We start from the raw sequence: 16,994 nt of genomic DNA, 5'->3' as shown, positions 1-16,994 counted from the left end.
GCGCGTGAACGTGTGGCAGTGCTCAATGCATTGCTCGAAAGCAGAATGTCCTACCGAAAAGCCACTGCCTGAAACGCACTTGCTACTCAGGAGTCGGTGGCTCCGGCAAACCCTGCGCAGTTCAAAAACAAGAGAGCTTGGTCTGTCGTTGCCTGTCCGACCTGAAACGGAGGCCGCGAGGCGCAGCGTTGGTCCGCTAGTCTTTGAGCTGGGCGTTGACTGTGCGATGGGTGATCTTCTCGCCCGTATGCGCGTCGATCAGGACCGGGGCGATGGGCGCGCCAGTCTCGCGCGACACGAGCGTGACAGAGGACGCACCGGGCGGCGGTACATGCGCATTCGCCCAGTCGATCAGCGACACCATTACCGGGTAAAGCGCCTTGCCCCGGTCCGTCAGGCGATACTCATGCCGCAGCGGACGCTCCTGATAAGGCTCGCGCCGCAAAACGCCCGCCGCTTCGAGCTTGCGCAGACGGTCAGCCAGAACATGACGCGTGATGCCAAGCCGCTCCTGGATCTGCTCAAAGCGGCGATAACCCAGAAAACAATCCCGCACCACCAGCATGGTCCAGCGATCACCGATCACGGACAAGCCGCGGGCGACAGGGCAGGCTTCCTCGGACAGATCATTCCAACGCATGACAGGCAGTCTAACACGAATTGACAGGTTCCAAAAGAGAACTTAAGACTGAGTTCCATAATGGAACGAACTGTCCCGACCCGCGGATCAGGAGGCCGCAGCCATGGATCAACCGGCCACCACCCCGCCCCTTACCACCCGCAGCTATGCCTATGCGCCGCCCGCCTTCGACAGCGCGGCCGCCATGACCATGTCCGGGCTTGATTACATGATTGCGCTGGCCGCAGGCCGGATCGGCGCCTTGCCCTCGATCAGTTCCACGATCGGCATGTCGCCCCCCGTGGACCTGTCCCATGGCCGCGCCGCGGTCGAGGCCGAGGCCGCAGATTTCCTGCTCAACCCGATGGGCGTGGTCCATGGCGGCTTTGCCGCGACGATGCTTGATACCGCCATGGGCATCGCTGTCCATACCGCCCTGAAGGCGGCAACGGGCTATACGACCGTGGAACTCAAGATCAACTACACCCGCGCGATCCTGCCTGCGAACGGACTGCTGCGCGCCGAAGGCTGGGTGGTGCATCAGGGCCGCCAGATGGCCACCGCCGAAGGACGGCTGACCGGCGTGGCGGATGGTCGGCTCTATGCCCATGGCTCGACCACCTGCTTCATCTTCCCGCTCAAGCCCCAGTCCGCGCTAGAGTCCGAGCAAGGCGCCGACACCGCGCGTGCAGCCCATGGCGCCTGACGCCGCCTTCAGCCGGAACGAAGCCGCCGCCGCCTCCCGCGCGACACGCACCCGACTCCTGCTCGAGGCGCCGATTGCGCCGACACTGGCAAGACTGGCCGCCCCCAATGTGCTGGCCATGTTCGTGCAGAGCGCGCAAAGCATCGCCGAGGCCTATTATGCCAGCCTTCTGGGCGTCACCGCGCTGGCCGGTCTGGCGCTGGTCTTTCCGCTGGTCATGCTGACGCAGATGCTCTCGGCCGGGGCCATCGGCGGGGCCATCTCGGCCGCCATCGCCCGCGCGTTGGGCGCCGCGGATGAGGGGCGCGCCGTCCGGCTGACGCTGGCCGCCTGGATCATCGCAACCTGCCTCGCGCTTGTCATGGGCCTCCTGGTCGCCGTCTTTGGCCGCGCCTTCTTCGCGATGCTGGGCGGCGGGGGCGAGGCAGTGGCCGCCGCATCCACCTATGCGCTGGTGTTCTTCGCGGGCAGTCTCGCGATCTGGCTCTGCAACGCCTCGCTCAGCGTGATCCGCGGCACCGGCGACATGCGCACACCCTCGGTGCTGTTGCTGCTGGTCTCGGTGCTGTCGATCCTGCTCTCGGGCGGGTTAGCGCTGGGCTGGGGGGCGCTGCCCGCATGGGGCATGGCGGGCCTGGCGTTGGGCCCGATTCTGGCCTTCGCCATCGGGGCCGCCTTGGTCATCGGCTATATCATCGCAGGCCGCACCGGGCTTGTCTTGCGCGGCGCGCTCGCCCGGCCGGATGGCGGCATGTTCCGCGACATCCTCAGGGTCGGCTCCCTCGCCTCGGTCAATACCGTGCTGACCACCGCGACCATCATCATGATGACCGGCCTTGTCAGCCGCTTCGGCGAGGCGGCGCTGGCCGGATATGGCCTCGGCGCAAGGCTCGAGTTTCTGATGATCCCCGTGATCTTCGGCATCGGCGCGGCCATGACCTCTATGGTCGGGGCCAATATCGGCGCAGGCCAGACCGCCCGCGCTTTGCGCGTCGCCTGGACCGGCGCAGGTGCGGCTGCCATGATCGTGGGCAGCATCGGGCTGCTGCTCGCGCTCTTTCCCGACCTCTGGCTGGGCCTCTTCCTCGACCCCGAGAACACCGCCGCGCGCGAGGCCGGTCGCAGCTATTTCCGCCTTGTCGCCCCCTTCTACAGCTTCTTCGGTCTGGGCCTCGCGCTCTACTTCGCCTCGCAAGGGGCAGGGCGGATGCTCTGGCCCATGATCAGCAGCCTCGGCCGGCTCTGCGTGGCGCTGGCGGGCGCCCTGCTGCTGCTCCGTTACACCGATCTGGGCCTTGACGGCATCTTCATCGCCATCGGCGGCGCGATGTGCGTCTATGGCCTGATCATCGCCCTTGCCATCTGGCGCGGCCGTTGGACAAGTGACGCGCTATGACAGCTCTGTATCTTGAGGATTTCGCGGTCGGTCAGACGTTCGGCACGCAGGTATTGACCGTGACTGAGGAGGAGATCATCCGCTTCGCGCGCGAGTTTGATCCGCAGCCTTTCCATATCGACCCGGCGCTTGCACAAACTACCTTCTTCCGAGGCTTGGCGGCAAGTGGCTGGCACACTGCGGCTTTGACTATGCGTTTGCTAGTTGGTGGTGATATGACACCCGCACATGGCATCATCGGCGCAGGGTTCGACAGCCTGACCTGGCCCCGGCCTGTGCGCCCAAGCGATACACTTCAAGTCCTATCGGAGGTTCTTGATGTAAGGCGGTCCAGATCCCGCCCAACGCAGGGAACGATAAAACTGCACAGCAGAACGATCAACCAGAACGATGAGGTGGTGCAAGATTCTATCGGCAATCTGATCATCATGGCCAAGTCAGCGAGTGTAAGCGGTTCTCAATAGGCGAATAGCAAAATACTTGAATGGCATTCTTCTCAAATAAGTTGGCATCCATGGCGAAGTCGATATTGGCGAGCCTTTGCGCGTAGTCGGGAAGAAGGGGTCAGTGTCTGCTTAAGGATTGAATGATGGAACGGCCAACACTGATTACCCATCCCGCACCAGTTTGCGCGCCATGGCCGCAATGAGGTCGGTGCGCGTGACAATTCCGACAATGCGTCCCTGCTCAAGAACAGGCACAGCGTCGACGTCACCATCCGCCATCATGGGAAGAAGGGCACCAATGGGAGTATTCACCGTCGCACGGGGGCCGGCCACCCCCATGATGTCACTCGCGCGAACAGGCTTGTCCCGATCCCGGTCCAGTAGCCGCTTCAGTGCTGATCGGAAACTCCGATGCAGCCTCAAGGCATCGTCTCTGGCCTGGCTAATGAGGTGTATCTGGAAAATGATCCCGAGGTATTTTGCGTCCGGACCGACGACTGGAAGCGAGGTAAACCTATGGCGGCGGAACAGGTCTGCAACGTCGCTCAAGCGGGTGTCAGGATGCACCGCAATCAAATCTCTCGACATGATGTCACCTGCGGTCAACGGACCGGTGGTCCGCGCGGCAGCTTGCAACTCTGCAGCTCCAATTAGTCGTGCCAGATCTTCGACCCCCAGGTTGAAAGACTGCCGATAACGGTCCAGCAAGTTTGTGAGCTCTTCCTCCGACAGGTTCAGCCGCTCTGAGGGGTTTCGATCGTCGGTTTTATGTTTGTTTGGATCGTCGAACTGCCGGAGGGGATAGTGGCGACCAATGAGCCTGGCGTAGACGGCGGCAAGCATGACCAGGATGATGGTTCCAACCGCCACAGGCGTGAGGGCAAACCAGAACCCCAGGCTCTCCACGGTCTCGGGGCTTAGAGCCACCGTCATTGCGACCGCTCCTGCCGGAGGATGCAAGGCGCGGCAGAGGATCGTCGCTGCGATGGCGAGACCGACGGACAAGGCCACCTGTAGGAGGGGATCTTCGATCACCATACAAACGGCAATGCTGACCAGAGCGGCCACCGTATTACCGACGATGGCGGGCCATGGCTGGGCGAGGGGGCTGTTGGGAACGGCAAACAACAAGACGGAACTCGCACCAAACGGAGCCACCAGATAAAGTCCCAGTGTCAGATCCACCTGTGGCGATAGCAAGAAGAGTCCTGTGAGCCCCAAGCCTACAAGGGCGCCGATGCCAGCGCGAAGTGCCTCCACCGGAGAGGCATGCGGGACCGCCGGTCCAAGTGATCGTAAAATGTGCAATTGCGCGCGAGCCCAAGGGTTTTGCACAAAGTTTCATCTGAAGGGACGAAGTTCAACCGTATAAGGCATCGGCACCGCGGCTCATCATCAGCCCACTTAAACCATTCAAGACAGGCCGCTGCGGTTGCGTCGAGAGCAGACTTCCGCGAATTTGCTCACCCGTCCGGATTAACAAAACGGTGAAAAACGGCGCGGTCGAACCAACTCAGTTGCCCGGCATGAGGGAGTGCACCCGCGCCAGCATCAGCGACTGTCAGCACACAAGGTCCAGATCCAGATAGTCGTCGTAGAGATCCCATCCACTGATTTTGATGTGAAACTTGCGCGTTGCCACATCGCAGCGAAACTGGAAATACGTTCCGCGCTCTAAACAATACCCCATTTGGATATCTGAGAAGATGTTGCTGACAATGTCAGCCAAAGCAAGCAATCCATCCTTCTCAAAGGTGTATCCTTGTCTACCTTCGTCATCCTTACTTGCCCACTGCACTTTAAGTGCCGGTAGTTCCACGAGCCTCTGTTTGCGAATGACACGGATCCCCGCAAACCTGCCACGGTCTTCACCAAATAAGTCATGGTAGCCAACGATCCCGGTGATCCCTGCGTCCGCGAAGGCGCAAAAGAATGCGTCCAGATTGGTGGCAACTATCTCTTCGTCGGTCATGATTGCTGGCTTGCCTTGCAGCTCTCTTCTTCTCGCCTCACTGTCTTCAATGTCCTTGAGGCGCTGCAATTCGAACTGGCTCAGAGGTCTCTGCATGTATTTGCGGAAGACTTCGTAGCGCTTGCCTGCACAGGTCACGACGACTTTGCCGGTTTCAGTAGTTGGCTGGTCCTGGATATCCATGAAATATGCACTGTCTTCACGATCTGTTTTCGCGGTCTCAGTGTCGCTGAGGAGCGGGGCGTCACCAGGCGCAATCACCCCGTAAAGCACTTCAAGGATCAAGGACTTCCCAATCTCACGCGCTGCGTCCAAATCACAACTATGGTCGGCGCGTCGGATGCCGAGCAGTTCCGGACAGCCGGGTGGGACGTTGCTAAACGCTATGTCAGCGACCAGATCGCCGTCATCGAATGACACCATCAATGCGTCCATATTGGCCGCACACATATATGTTGCCGTTTCCATCGCTGCAGGCTGCGGCATCGGTAAGACGTCCAGGGCTTTCAGGTCGTCCAAGAACGCCTGCAATGTCCGTTGGCCATGTTGAATATCGTTAGGTTCATACCGGGTTTTCATCATCATTGTTGGTGGCTCCTTTTCCGAAGGTTTCTGGGCTCCCGGTGCGGGCTCCGTTTGAGAGAAATGATGCCGTTCTCTTTGGCCCGGAAACGCTCAGGGGAAGTTTTCCGCAATTTTTTGAGCTTCGGCTTCATGCCAAAGGTGGCCTCGTCAAGCTCCCTCATGCAGGTGGGAATCCCCTGAAAGGCCCAGCGGCTCAGGCGTCGAGATAATACGGTTCCTGGTCGCAGCGGGCATCCTCGACCTCGTCCAGAACGGCATTCATCACATCTGCGTTGAAGAAATGGCCGCGGCTCTGGGCAAAGTCAGTTGCCGTCTCCGGGTCAAGGCAAACCATGATCTCTTCTGCCTCTTGCGACGCATGCCTGCCTCCAGGGTGCGGTGGCCGAGCACGACAGAGACGATCTGCGGGGCGGCCACAGGGTCATGCTGGCGCAAATAGTCCGCAACCAGTGTCCGCAGGTCGTGCAATGGAACACCGATCGCCTCGGCCACCCGCTCGCTCGGCCAGCGACGGTCGTAGGGTTGAGGGGTCAGGCTGAGCCAGTTGCTTCCGCGTAGCTCCTCATAGCGCCGATGAGCATGACGTTCCGGCCGGCCTCCCAGAATATGCTCGTCGAGCACCCTGCCGATCTCGGGCCAGAGCTCGCCCGCACGCTTCCTGTTGCCTGTTTTCTCCTGCTGCCAGTCCAGCTGCCAAGCACCCCAAGGCGTACGGATCAGCTGCTCCCCCAGGACCCATTGCGCAACATCGCCTGTGCGGGCTGGATCATTGACGCAGACAGCGAGGATGGCGGCCGTCGCACGGAGCGTTGCCGCCTCCGCCGTCCAGTCGGGCAGGGCATCCGCCTCTTCGAGGTGTTGGACAATCGCCTGCATGATCTTCGCATATGCGCAGCATGCCCGAGAGGAGCATCTGGTTCGGCCGAGTGGTCTTGTCCCTGAGCTCGTCAGCGGCCTTGACGACGACATAGGCAGGGCTGGTGATCAGGTCATAGGACTTGAGCAGTCGATAGACCGAAGCTTCTGACACAAAATACTTTTCCGTGTCGGTGAAGCGAACGGCCAGTTCCCGCGGAGACAAGTCCGGCTCGTTGAGCGCCAAGTCCACAATCTGCTCCCGCACGGGGTCCGGGATGCGGTTCCAGACCCTGGACGGCCGCGATGGGCGGTCTTCCAACCCTTCCGGGCCATGCTCGACGTAGCGATCATACCAGCGGTAAAAGGTTGTAGGCGGAATGCGAATCTGGGCCAGGGTTCGGCGGACCGGAAGGTGGGATTGCTCGACGATGCGAATGATCTCGAGCTTCTCGGATGCTGGGTATCTCATTCGCGGTCGCCCCCAGCCCCGCTCGTGTTTTTTTTGAGGATGCGGTTCTCGAGGATAAGGTCGGCCACAACCTCCTTGAGGGCCAAAGACTCAGCGCGCAGGTCCTTGACCTCCGCGCTGGTTGCCTGGCGCGCCGTATCACCTGCCAAGCGCTTCTTTCCCGCCTCGAGAAATTCCTTCGACCAGCTGTAATACAGGCTCTGGGCGATCCCCTCCCGGCGGCACAGCTCTGCGATGCTGTCCTCGCCACGAAGGCCGGCCAAGACAATGCGGATCTTCTCTTCCGCACTGTGAATCTTACGGGTTGCGCGGCGGATGTCTTTGACGACCTTCTCGGCCTCGGCTTTCTTCGTCACGGGTTTCTTGCTCATCTTATGGAATGGACGCCCCTGGCACCCAAGCCGATAATCTTCGGCAAACATAGCAAGCAGAAGGAGTTCACAGAATGCAGTTACTTGCGATTGATTTGGGCAAACAGTCCTTCCACATCCATGGGATTAGCAGTGAGGGCGAGGTGATCTCGAAGAAGGTGACCAGATCAAAACTCGAAGCCGTTGTTCAGGAACTTGCGCCGGCCATTGTTGCCATGGAGGCTTGCGCCAGCGCGCATCATTGGGGCCGACAGTTCGAGGCGCTGGGGTATTCCGTACGCCTCATTCACCCGCGGTTCGTCATGCCATTTGTCAAAGGTTCCAAGAACGACGCAGTTGATGCCGAGGCGATCCACGAGGCAGCCCTTCGCCCGACGATGCGGTTTGTGCCGGTGAAGACGACGGAGCAACAGGATTTACAGATGCTGCATCGAACACGCGACCGGCTCATTACGCAACGAACCGGACTGATAAATCACATTCGCGGCCTCCTGGGAGAATATGGCGTAGTCATTCCGGTCGGTGCCTTTCGGTTCCGCAAAGATATCAGGACCGCCATCTCTGAAGCCAGCCTATCAACTCTGGCAAAACAAAGCTTCAACGCACTCATCGCCGAGTTCGAAGCGCTGGACAAACGTATTAACGAGATCGACCGAAAGCTCGTTGCGATCTGCCGAACCGATGAACGGTGCAAACGCCTGGCAACTCTTCCCGGCGTCGGGCCGGTAATCGCTACCGCCTTGATTGCCGCTGTCGATGATGGACAACACTTCTCGTCAGGCAGGGCTCTTGCGGCTTGGATAGAGCTGGTTCCCAGGCAATATACGACGGGAGGCAAACCTCGGATTGGTGGCATCGGCAAAAGAGGGAACCAATACTTACGCCGCCAGCTCATCCACGGTGCCAGGTCGGTGTTGATCAGGATATCCGCGCGCAGTGACCGGCGTGCCAAATGGGCCCAAGAACTACTTGTTCGCGCGGGTCACAACAAAACGCTCGTGGCAATTGCCAACAAAACAGCACGCATGGCCTGGGCGGTGTTGCGCAGCGGAGAAAGCTACAAAGCGGCATAGCTGGGGCGCAGGGCGCTTCGGCTTTCAAGAATGCGAGGTGGATGACGATGGTGTAACGGCAGGGGCCGCCTATTCACAGCCTGTAAGGAGCGATGGCCATCAAAGGCCGGTCATCTTAAAAGGCAATGAAATCAGCGGATCCCATCGAGGCCAGAAGCGAAGGTGCTTCAAAGAAAGGCCGGATAGATTCACGCATCCAATGCCGTCAATGCTATCGTGAAAAAGACCTTGCGCAGGGGGCGTCCATAGATTCGCTCCATGAAGGCTACGATGAGCCGGAAACCCTCCGTTCCGCAATATGCCTAAACTGTCCCATGGGTGCTGACGTCAGACAAGCGAGACTCGCCCGTGTATCCTCGGCCCGTTCTTGGTGGTCTACGCTTTGTATCCGAACGCTGCCGAAACCTTGCCGGCAGTCCGGGATACGATACGGGCCAAGGTTCCATCGGGGCTGGCGTCAACTCTCTCTGTGCGGCCGAAGACCGTCAGCGCCATGCAAAGTCGCCCAGTCACGTCGAAAATGGGCGCGCTGACTGCACCGAACCCGTCACCCCCGCCGTTGTTCATCACAGCATAGCCCTGTCCCCGCGTCTCGGCGATCATTTCCGCCAGGATGCTGCGATCCTTCGGTGCGTTGGTGCGGCCGGCGTTGCGGTTCTGCTCCAACTCGCGCTCGATCACGGCATCGGTGCGCGCGCTATCTTCAAAGCTGGCAAACAGAAGGCCGGTGGCCGAAAAGGTCAGCGGGCAATGATGTGTCGGGGCGATGGTCGTCGCGAAATCGTGCCGCGCCTCGATCACTCTGATCATGGTCGGCCCCTTTTCGGTCCAGACCGCCAGTGCGGCCGTCTCGCCGACCATCTCGACCATGTCGCGCAACATCTGTTCGGCCACCTTGAGCGGTTCAAACCGTGCAAATCCCTTGATGCCAAGCTGGAAGGCTGTCGGCCCAAGATCGTATTTCGACGTTTCCTTCGATTGGAGAGCCAGTCCGATTCGGATCAGGCTGACCAGATAACGGTGAACCTTGGCCGAGGGCATCCCAACCAGAGCCGCAACTTCGGCCAGCTTCAACGGGCCATCGGCCTGAATCAGCGCATCCAGAATTTTACCGGCCACTTCAACGGATTGAACACCGCCCTGTGCCGACCGGAGCATCGTTTCCTCGCCGCTTGCAGTCCCGTCCATGCTTTTGTCGCCCCCCTCAGATCCGACCGTTTCAAGCGATCACAAATGATCCTTGACATGAATTATCGTCGTAAGCAATGTTACGTTGAGTAAAGTATGTTACGCATAGAGTAATGCCTGTTTCGTCAAGAGGTGATCTTGCAGCCATGCAGGGCATGACTCAAGGGGGGGACGACAATAGTGATGGAAAGTTTGACCGGCTTGCTGGATGGCGATGTCGCGGTGATTACCGGGGCCGCCCAAGGCAATGGAGCGGCGATTGCACGCGGGCTTGCCGCTGCAGGGGCTGCGGTCCTGCTGTGTGACATGAACGAGGCAGGTGCCAAGGCCGAGGCGACAGGCATCAGGCAACAAGGCGGACGCGCCGAAGGCTTTGCGCTGGACGTGACGGATCGTGCGGCCTGCATCGCCTTTGCGGACCGGGCAAAAGCTGTGTTCGGCAATGTCTCCATCCTTGTGAACAATGCGGGCATCACCCGGCGGGCCGCCCCGGACGAGCCTGACTTTCTTGACCATCTCGACGCGCAGGTTGCCGTGAACCTGAACGGCACCGCGCATATGGTTGTGGCGCTGCTGCCCCAACTCAAGGCCACAGGTGGCCGTGTGGTGAACCTCGGTTCCATCGCTTCTTTCGTCGGCTATCGCAATTCGGCCAGCTATGCCGCGTCCAAAGGTGGCGTGATCCAATTGACCAAGGCGCTGGCCTGCGATCTTGCCGCCGATGGTGTGCGCGTCAACGGCATTGCCCCCGGCGTCATCGCGACCCCGATGACTGAAGGCACCCGCGCCAATCCCGAAGCAATGGCGCGTTTCATGGCTCATACCCCGATGGGACGCGTGGGTGAACCTGACGAGTTGGTCGGACCTGTGCTGTTTCTGGCTTCAAGGCTGTCCAGCTATGTCACCGGCACCATGCTGCCTGTGGACGGCGGCTATCTGGCGAACTGAAGCGCCTCCTATTCCTGCATCAGAAAGAACGAACCATGACGGACAGAACCGACGATACCTTGTCAGTGATTGACTGCGACCTGCTGGTTGCCGGCTCGGGCGCGAGCGGCATGACCGCCGCCATCGTTGCAGCCAAAAACGGGCTCAAGGTAATCGTGGTCGAAAAAGAACCTGTCTTTGGCGGCACGACCGCTCTGTCGGGTGGCTATCTCTGGGTTCCGAACAATCCCGTCAGTCAGGACGCGGGCGTCAAGGATAGCAAGGAAGCCGCGCTCAGCTACATTCGTCACGAGGCCGGAAACCAGTTCGATGCGGATCGTGCTGAGGCTTTCCTTGACGCTGGCCCCGCGATGGTCGCCTTCATGCATGAGCACACCCATGTGCGGTTCGAAGCTTCGCCAGCCTTTTCAGACTATCACCCGGACGCGCCGGGCGGCACGGCAGGTGGCCGCTCGATCCTGGTGCAACCGGCGAAGGCATCGATACTGGGTCACGATCTGGACAAGCTGCGACCTCCCCGCAAGGAATTGACGCTGTTCGGTCTGGCCATAGGATCTGGCAAGGAGTTGTGGCACTTCTACCGGGCGTTCAAGTCGCCTGCGTCTTTCATGTATGTAACCCAGCGGTTGACCAAGTTTGGCCTCGACAAGGCGCTGACCGGTCGGTCGCAACTTCTCACGAATGGCAATGCACTGGCGGCACGATTGTTCCGGTCGGCGCGCGATCTGGGCGTCGAGGTGCTGCTGGACAGTCCAGTCAAGGCCATCATGCGCGATGCGGACGGCGCGGTGACCGGCGCCACCATCCTGACCCCGCAAGGTCCACGGCGGGTCATGGCGCGACGCGGCGTCGTGCTGGCCTGTGGTGGCTTCCCCCAAGATGTCGCGCGGCGCAAGGCGCTTTACAAGCATCCATCTGCAGAAGGCGAGCATGTGTCGGCCGCAAGTCCCGGTAATACCGGAGATGGTCTGCGCATGGCCGAAGCGATCGGGGCGGCAACGCTGATGGATTATCCCAACGCGGGCGCATGGGCACCCACCAGTCTGGTGCCGCGGCCCGATGGAACTAAAGGACCGTTCCCGCATTTCATCGACCGCGGCAAGCCGGGGGTGATCGCCGTGCTGCGCAACGGCCGCCGTTTCGTGAATGAGGCCAACAGCTACCACGACTTCGTTCAGGGTCTGGAAGCCGCGACCCCGTCCGATCAGCCTGCCGAGGCTTTCCTGATCTGCGATCACCGCACCATCCGGAAATACGGGCTTGGCTATGTCAAACCCGCACCGCTGCCGCTGGGACCGTCGATCAAATCAGGCTATCTGATCGCAGGCAAGACGCTGGACGATCTGGCCCGCAACGCCGGGGTGGAGCCTGTGGCCTTCAAAGCGACGGTCGCCCGCTTCAATACGGACGTGCCGACCGGCGTGGATACCGAATTCGGCCGGGGCAGCACCGCCTACAACCGGTTCCACGGCGACCCGCAGGTGGCGCCCAATCCGTGCATGGCCCCGATCAAGGATGGACCATTCTATGCCGTTCGCGTGATCCCCGGCAGCATCGGCACCTTTGCGGGCATTAAGACCGACCGCCACGCGCGTGTCCTGAGCGAGGATGGCGCGGTCGTCAGCGGCCTCTATGCCGTGGGCAATGACATGGCCAGCGTGCTGGGCGGGAATTACTCGGGCGGCGGCATCACGCTGGGGCCGGGCATGGCCTTTGGGTTCATAGCTGGGCAGCACGCCTCGGCCGCCATCAGGTAGCACAAAGTATTCGGCACCGGGGAGGAAACGCCGGAGTGCCGTATCGGAAGTCCACTGGCGGGGATGCCGCCAGCCACATCAAGGGAGGATCGGACAAGATGAAAGTATCACGGATCAAGGCCGCGGGTTTCGCCATTGCCATGGCAATGACCAGCGCGGCCACACTCGTGCAGGCGCAGACAGAGTTGAAGCTGTCCTACAACCAGCCCGCAACCTCAGCGGCATGGCTCGAAGTGATCGAGCCCTATGCCGCGCGCCTCGAAACCCTCAGCGAAGGTAAGCTGACGGTCGCGCGCTACCCCGGTGAAGTGCTGCACCCCGTGGCCGATGGCTTTCGTGCCGCAGCTACCGGCATCACGGATGTAACCTCTGCCTGGCCGCTCTATCAGGCCAGCAGCTTCGCGCTGTTCCACGGCCTGCAACTGCCCGGTGCCATGCCCACAAGCGACATTGCCACGGTGCGCGTGATGGACGAGCTTTACGCCAAATATCTGCGCGACGAATATGAGCGGATGCGGGTCAAGCTGGCTTTCAATGCCTCGACCCCCAGCTATGACATCCTCGCCTCGAAGCCGATCAATTCGCTGGACGACCTACGCGGCCTTCGAATCCGTGCGGGTGGCAGCACCGCCACAGCAATCGTGGAGCGGCTGGGCGGTATTCCGGTGACCATGTCGATCACCGACGCTTATACCGCCTTCCAGCAGGGCGTCGTGGATGGGATCATCCTGGCGAGCGCCGACATGGTAGCCTATCGCATGTATGAGGTGGGCAAGCACTACTATCAGATCGGCGTTGCCCGGATCGCCATTCCCCATGCGATCAATGCGGCCTTCCTTGACGGGCTGTCGCCCGACCTGCAGGCTGTCGTCGCCGAGGCAGGAAACGCCGCCGGCTATGACTATGCAAAGATGTATATGGGTCTGACGGAAAGCGCCGTTGAACGCATGGCGCAGGAAGGTGTGACCATCGTCCAGGCAAGTGCCGAGGATCAGGCGCGCATCACCGAACTTCTGAACCCGATGTGGGATGATTTCGTGGCGCAGAACGGTGGCGACGGCTCTGCCGCTGCCGCCTTCGCCGCCGACATGCGTGAGCTGCGTGACAAATACGCCGCTATGAGCGATGCGGACATCCTTGCCCTGCCACCTGTCGAGGGTCTGCGCTGATCCGGATGTGGAGCACAACCTGAACAGGTCCGGTCCTGCGCCAGCGGGTCCGGACGCGCCAGCACAAACGGAGGCAGCTATGACCTTTCTCTCTTACGTGACCCGCGGGCTTTTCATTCTATCAGCCTACGTCTGCCTGCCCATGATCCTTGTGCTCATCGGCGTTGATGTGACGCTGCGCTATGTCTTCAACGCTCCATTGATCTGGGCCCAGGAAGCCTCGACCATGGCGCTGTTCATGGCGATCATCCTTGCCCTGCCTGAAAGCTGGCGGCGCAACGTCCATATCCGAGCCGATTTCCTGACGGCGATGATGCGGCCGGGCCTGAACGCGGCGCTGGCGCGGCTGGTCTGGCTGATGCTGCTGGTGGTGTCGGTCCTGATCGCGATCCAGTGCTGGCGCGACATTGATCTGATGATCCTGTTCAACGAGCGGTCTACGGATCTTGATCTTCCCCTCAGCTGGTTCCGCGCGGCGCTGGGTGCGGTGGCCGCGGTTTGCGCAGCCCTTGCCGCATGGAAGCTCTTTTCGTCGCGTCCGACCGAAAACCCAATGGAAGGAGAGGCGCAGTGATCGCCCTTGGAACCGCCGCCTTCATCCTTCTGATCCTGCTGATCGTGATCGGCGTTCCGATCGGCCTCAGCCTGATGGCCGTCGGCATCGGCGGTCTGGCCCTTGTGGGGTCATTGTCCACAGCGATGACCCAGACAACGCTGGCGTTCTGGTCCGAAGGGACCAAGTTCGTGCTGATTTCCATTCCCTTCTACATCCTGATGGGGAACCTGATCTATCACACAGGGATTGCCCGCAACATGTTCCGGGCGGCGTCCTACTGGCTCAGTTGGATGCCGGGCGGTCTGGCAGTGGCGGCGGTCTTCGCCTGCGCCGGGTTCGGCGCGGTCAGCGGGTCCAGCACAGCCACAGCCCGCACAATGGGCGCCATCATTATCCCCGAGATGCGCCGCTATGGCTACGGCATGCCGATGGCCACAGGTGTGCTGTCGGCCTCAGGCACCCTAGGTATCCTGATCCCGCCCAGCATCATCATGATTTTCTACGGCCTGATGACGGAAACCTCGATCGGGGCCCTGTTCGTGGCGGGCGTCATTCCCGGCCTCATGATCGCGGTGATCTTTGCAACCATCATCATGGTAATCGTCCGTATTGACCCCATGCAGGGCGGGCACAAGATCGAGGTGCCAGGTCTGGGAGAGCGGGTGCGCGCATTGCTGGGTGTGCTGCCCGTGCTTGGCTTGTTCGCGGTGCTTCTGGGCGGACTCTACATGGGGATCTTCACGCCGACCGAAGGCTCTGTGATCGGCGTGTTCGCGGTGCTGGCCTTGGGCCTGCTGCAACGCAGCCTGAACTTCGAGGCGATCCGTGCGTCGCTCACAGATGCGGCGCTGATGTCGACGATGTTGTTCGTCATCATCGTGGGCGGCACATTGTTCACCCGTTTTCTGGTGCAGACAGGTTTCATCGAAGCGCTCACAGGTGCAATGCTGGCGATGGATTTGGGGTATTTCCAGTTCATCCTTGCAGTGACACTTCTCTATCTGGTCTTGGGCTGCGTGCTTGATGTGTTCGGCATGCTGATCCTGACCGTGCCGATCCTGTTTCCAATTGCCATGGCACTTGGGATCGACCCTGTCTGGTTCGGGATCTATGTGATTATCGTCGCCGAAATCGGCCTCGTGACTCCACCACTGGGTGTTAATGTCTACGTCATCAAGACGGTCGCGCAGGACGTGCCGCTCAGCAAGATTTTCCGCGGCTGCATGCCCTTCGTTGCGGGGATGCTGGGGTTCATCGCCTTGTTGGCCGTGTTCCCGCAGATAGCGCTGTTCCTGGTGTGAGTTCCCGGCGAGGCGCAAATTCTGATATGCCATCTTATTTCAATCGGTTCTGGATCTCCATCAGCTTCGTTTCGAAGACTTCGGCGGGGGTTTGGTAACCCAAGCATTTGCGCGGCGTGGAATTGAGGCGCTGGCAAATCGACTTCAAATATCGATTTGTCAGCGCTGTCGGCTCGGTTGATCTGGGCAGGTATCGTCGCAATCTATTGTTAGTGTTCTCGACGGTGCCTTTCTGGTAGGGCGCTTGCGGATCACAGAACCACGGGTCGGCCCCTATCCCGGCCGTGAGGTACTTCCAGGCCGAGAACTCGGTGCCGCGATCAAAGGTGATTGATTTGCGTGCAGGTTGGGGCAGAGGTTCCATAACGCCCATCAGGCGGTTCATCAGGTGCGTCGTGCTGCGATCATTGTTCCGGAACAGGACGGCGAAGCGCGTCTTACGCTCGACCAGTGAAGCTACATTCATTTTGCCCTGTGCGCGTTCAAAGATCATCAGATCGCCGTAAGCATCCGGCGTAGGCCACAGCGAGGTCAACGCGCGCGGTCGCGGTCCATTTCGATGAGCTCTTGCAGGTTTTCAATCCCCAACGGAGTGAAGGCGATGACGCTGTCGTCGCCAGGGCCGTAGACCCAGATGACGCCATCTTCTGTTTCCATGTCGATGGCGAGATCGAAGATCCGGTCGACGGTTTCGCCCAGTTCGGCTGCAACGCGGTCGATTGTCTTGACGGAATACATCTTGTTGAGCTGCATGATCATGCCGCCTCAGCGAGGGGCCGGGACTTCCAGTTCCAAGGCAGAAGTTCATGGATGCGCGAGACGGGCATTTCGGGCAGCCCGGCGAGGACATCGGCAAGCCATGTCTGTGGGTCGATGTCGTTCATTTTGGCGGTGACGATCAGGGTTATACATGGCGGCGGCCCGCTCCCCGCCGCGCTCGGAGCCTGCAAAGAGCCATGACTTTCGGCCCAAGGCCACGCCGCGCAGGGCGCGTTCGGCCGCATTGTTCGTCAGGCAGAGGCGTCCGTCATCCAGGAATGCCGTGAAGGCCAGCCAACGGCCCTCTTTCTCGAACATGTAGTTGATCGCCTTGGCCACCTTGTTGTGTCGGGAGAGTTTCGCGCGCTCTGCCAGAAGCCAGTCATGGAGGCTGTTCACCAGAGGGCGAGACAGGCCCTGGCGGTCGGCAAGGCGGGCATTGGCATCCAGCCCATTGATCTCGCGCTCGATGTCGAAGATGGCGTCGATCCGTTTTACCGCTTCCAGCGCGACCGGCGAGATCTGATGGGCGGGTTTGCCCTTGCGGACGTTGCCCGCGATGTCGGCCAACTCGAAAAACTTCCGGCGCGCATGCGACCAGCACAACGCACTGGTCACGGGCCCGGCATCACGGTCGGCGCGATAGAGATCATTGTATCCGCCGTAGGCGTCCGCTTGCAGGGCCCCCTGCCATCCGTGTGAACTCACGCTGAAGCGCAATTTCTGATTTGTTCTTTTAGCTCAGCCGGTTCTGGATTTCCATCAAGTTGGCTTCGAAGACTTCCGCGGGTGTGTTGTAACCCAAACACTTGCGCGGTGTT

The 16,994-nt window shown here is 60.5% G+C and carries 15 protein-coding genes and 3 pseudogenes; 9 read left to right on the top strand and 9 right to left on the bottom strand.

Features of this window, described 5'->3' with window-relative positions; translation table 11 throughout:
- Positions 1–196: 196 nt before the first annotated feature.
- On the bottom strand, positions 197–640 hold the full coding sequence (locus PVW27_RS18875; RefSeq protein WP_274560392.1) for a winged helix-turn-helix transcriptional regulator: 444 nt from the start codon (positions 638–640) through the stop codon (positions 197–199).
- Positions 641–743: 103 nt separating this feature from the next.
- Here PVW27_RS18875 and PVW27_RS18870 point away from each other — a divergent pair, with 103 nt between their 5' ends.
- From PVW27_RS18870 to PVW27_RS18860, 3 genes are read left to right on the top strand one after another with little or no spacing between them, the layout of a single operon-like run.
- Entirely contained in the window at positions 744–1,325 is a 582-nt protein-coding gene (locus PVW27_RS18870; protein WP_274560391.1) for a PaaI family thioesterase, read from the top strand.
- Positions 1,315–2,721 (top strand): MATE family efflux transporter, encoded by a 1,407-nt coding sequence (locus PVW27_RS18865; RefSeq protein WP_274560389.1) that lies wholly within the window; start codon positions 1,315–1,317, stop codon positions 2,719–2,721. The genes PVW27_RS18870 and PVW27_RS18865 overlap by 11 nt, the downstream gene beginning before the upstream one ends.
- Complete coding sequence (locus PVW27_RS18860; RefSeq protein WP_274560387.1) at positions 2,718–3,185, top strand: MaoC family dehydratase; 468 nt, start codon at positions 2,718–2,720, stop codon at positions 3,183–3,185. The genes PVW27_RS18865 and PVW27_RS18860 overlap by 4 nt, the downstream gene beginning before the upstream one ends.
- A 144-nt stretch (positions 3,186–3,329) precedes the next feature.
- Here the strand turns inward: PVW27_RS18860 and PVW27_RS18855 are convergent, their stop codons facing one another.
- The 4 genes and pseudogenes from PVW27_RS18855 to PVW27_RS18840 form a co-directional block, all read right to left on the bottom strand.
- On the bottom strand, positions 3,330–4,475 hold the full coding sequence (locus PVW27_RS18855; RefSeq protein ID WP_274560410.1) for an HPP family protein: 1,146 nt from the start codon (positions 4,473–4,475) through the stop codon (positions 3,330–3,332).
- Between the two features lie 253 nt (positions 4,476–4,728).
- On the bottom strand, positions 4,729–5,724 hold the full coding sequence (locus tag PVW27_RS18850) for a hypothetical protein (RefSeq protein ID WP_274560385.1): 996 nt from the start codon (positions 5,722–5,724) through the stop codon (positions 4,729–4,731).
- 261 nt (positions 5,725–5,985) lie between these two features.
- Positions 5,986–6,600: a hypothetical protein gene (locus tag PVW27_RS18845; RefSeq protein WP_274560384.1), complete on the bottom strand. Its 615-nt coding sequence runs from the start codon at positions 6,598–6,600 to the stop codon at positions 5,986–5,988.
- 34 nt (positions 6,601–6,634) lie between these two features.
- Positions 6,635–7,422 (bottom strand): annotated as a pseudogene (locus PVW27_RS18840) (helix-turn-helix domain-containing protein); the annotation flags it as partial.
- A gap of 74 nt (positions 7,423–7,496) precedes the next feature.
- Here PVW27_RS18840 and PVW27_RS18835 point away from each other — a divergent pair.
- Entirely contained in the window at positions 7,497–8,495 is a 999-nt protein-coding gene (locus PVW27_RS18835) for an IS110 family transposase (protein WP_274560382.1), read from the top strand.
- Positions 8,496–8,870: 375 nt separating this feature from the next.
- Here the strand turns inward: PVW27_RS18835 and PVW27_RS18830 are convergent, their stop codons facing one another.
- The gene (locus tag PVW27_RS18830) at positions 8,871–9,683 is read right to left on the bottom strand and encodes an IclR family transcriptional regulator (RefSeq protein ID WP_274560380.1); all 813 of its coding nucleotides are present in this window, start codon (positions 9,681–9,683) and stop codon (positions 8,871–8,873) included.
- 183 nt (positions 9,684–9,866) lie between these two features.
- Between PVW27_RS18830 and PVW27_RS18825 the strand changes: the two genes are divergently transcribed.
- From PVW27_RS18825 to PVW27_RS18805, 5 genes are all read left to right on the top strand, one after another.
- Positions 9,867–10,631, top strand: coding sequence for an SDR family NAD(P)-dependent oxidoreductase (locus PVW27_RS18825; RefSeq protein ID WP_274560378.1), 765 nt, complete (start codon positions 9,867–9,869; stop codon positions 10,629–10,631).
- A gap of 35 nt (positions 10,632–10,666) precedes the next feature.
- On the top strand, positions 10,667–12,388 hold the full coding sequence (locus tag PVW27_RS18820; RefSeq protein ID WP_274560376.1) for an FAD-dependent oxidoreductase: 1,722 nt from the start codon (positions 10,667–10,669) through the stop codon (positions 12,386–12,388).
- A 98-nt stretch (positions 12,389–12,486) separates the two neighbouring features.
- Positions 12,487–13,557 (top strand): TRAP transporter substrate-binding protein, encoded by a 1,071-nt coding sequence (locus PVW27_RS18815; protein ID WP_274560374.1) that lies wholly within the window; start codon positions 12,487–12,489, stop codon positions 13,555–13,557.
- 79 nt (positions 13,558–13,636) lie between these two features.
- The gene (locus tag PVW27_RS18810) at positions 13,637–14,131 is read left to right on the top strand and encodes a TRAP transporter small permease (RefSeq protein ID WP_274560372.1); all 495 of its coding nucleotides are present in this window, start codon (positions 13,637–13,639) and stop codon (positions 14,129–14,131) included.
- Positions 14,128–15,414: a TRAP transporter large permease gene (locus PVW27_RS18805; protein ID WP_274560370.1), complete on the top strand. Its 1,287-nt coding sequence runs from the start codon at positions 14,128–14,130 to the stop codon at positions 15,412–15,414. The genes PVW27_RS18810 and PVW27_RS18805 overlap by 4 nt, the downstream gene beginning before the upstream one ends.
- Positions 15,415–15,448: 34 nt before the next feature.
- On the opposite strand, the pseudogene PVW27_RS18800 reads toward PVW27_RS18805, so the two are convergent.
- The 3 genes and pseudogenes from PVW27_RS18800 to tnpC all read right to left on the bottom strand — a co-directional run.
- Positions 15,449–15,913 (bottom strand): annotated as a pseudogene (locus tag PVW27_RS18800) (IS30 family transposase); the annotation flags it as partial.
- A 32-nt stretch (positions 15,914–15,945) separates the two neighbouring features.
- Entirely contained in the window at positions 15,946–16,167 is a 222-nt protein-coding gene (locus tag PVW27_RS18795; RefSeq protein ID WP_274560368.1) for a hypothetical protein, read from the bottom strand.
- A 2-nt stretch (positions 16,168–16,169) separates the two neighbouring features.
- Positions 16,170–16,869 (bottom strand): annotated as a pseudogene (gene tnpC / locus PVW27_RS18790) (IS66 family transposase); the annotation flags it as partial.
- Positions 16,870–16,994: the final 125 nt, after the last annotated feature.

Origin of the sequence: Seohaeicola sp. 4SK31 (assembly GCF_028802875.1) — a bacterium.
Classification (GTDB): Bacteria; Pseudomonadota; Alphaproteobacteria; order Rhodobacterales; family Rhodobacteraceae; genus Seohaeicola.
This window is presented reverse-complemented; position numbering and strand designations above follow the sequence as displayed.

Bases quoted from the DNA above. Each gene is read 5' to 3' on its own strand.
- PVW27_RS18875 (WP_274560392.1), bottom strand. From the start codon at position 640: ATGCGTTGGAATGATCTGTCCGAGGAAGCCTGCCCTGTCGCCCGCGGC.
- PVW27_RS18870 (WP_274560391.1), top strand. From the start codon at position 744: ATGGATCAACCGGCCACCACCCCGCCCCTTACCACCCGCAGCTATGCC.
- PVW27_RS18865 (WP_274560389.1), top strand. From the start codon at position 1,315: ATGGCGCCTGACGCCGCCTTCAGCCGGAACGAAGCCGCCGCCGCCTCC.
- PVW27_RS18860 (WP_274560387.1), top strand. From the start codon at position 2,718: ATGACAGCTCTGTATCTTGAGGATTTCGCGGTCGGTCAGACGTTCGGC.
- PVW27_RS18850 (WP_274560385.1), bottom strand. From the start codon at position 5,724: ATGATGATGAAAACCCGGTATGAACCTAACGATATTCAACATGGCCAA.
- PVW27_RS18845 (WP_274560384.1), bottom strand. From the start codon at position 6,600: ATGCAGGCGATTGTCCAACACCTCGAAGAGGCGGATGCCCTGCCCGAC.
- PVW27_RS18835 (WP_274560382.1), top strand. From the start codon at position 7,497: ATGCAGTTACTTGCGATTGATTTGGGCAAACAGTCCTTCCACATCCAT.
- PVW27_RS18830 (WP_274560380.1), bottom strand. From the start codon at position 9,683: ATGGACGGGACTGCAAGCGGCGAGGAAACGATGCTCCGGTCGGCACAG.
- PVW27_RS18825 (WP_274560378.1), top strand. From the start codon at position 9,867: ATGGAAAGTTTGACCGGCTTGCTGGATGGCGATGTCGCGGTGATTACC.
- PVW27_RS18820 (WP_274560376.1), top strand. From the start codon at position 10,667: ATGACGGACAGAACCGACGATACCTTGTCAGTGATTGACTGCGACCTG.
- PVW27_RS18815 (WP_274560374.1), top strand. From the start codon at position 12,487: ATGAAAGTATCACGGATCAAGGCCGCGGGTTTCGCCATTGCCATGGCA.
- PVW27_RS18810 (WP_274560372.1), top strand. From the start codon at position 13,637: ATGACCTTTCTCTCTTACGTGACCCGCGGGCTTTTCATTCTATCAGCC.
- PVW27_RS18795 (WP_274560368.1), bottom strand. From the start codon at position 16,167: ATGCAGCTCAACAAGATGTATTCCGTCAAGACAATCGACCGCGTTGCA.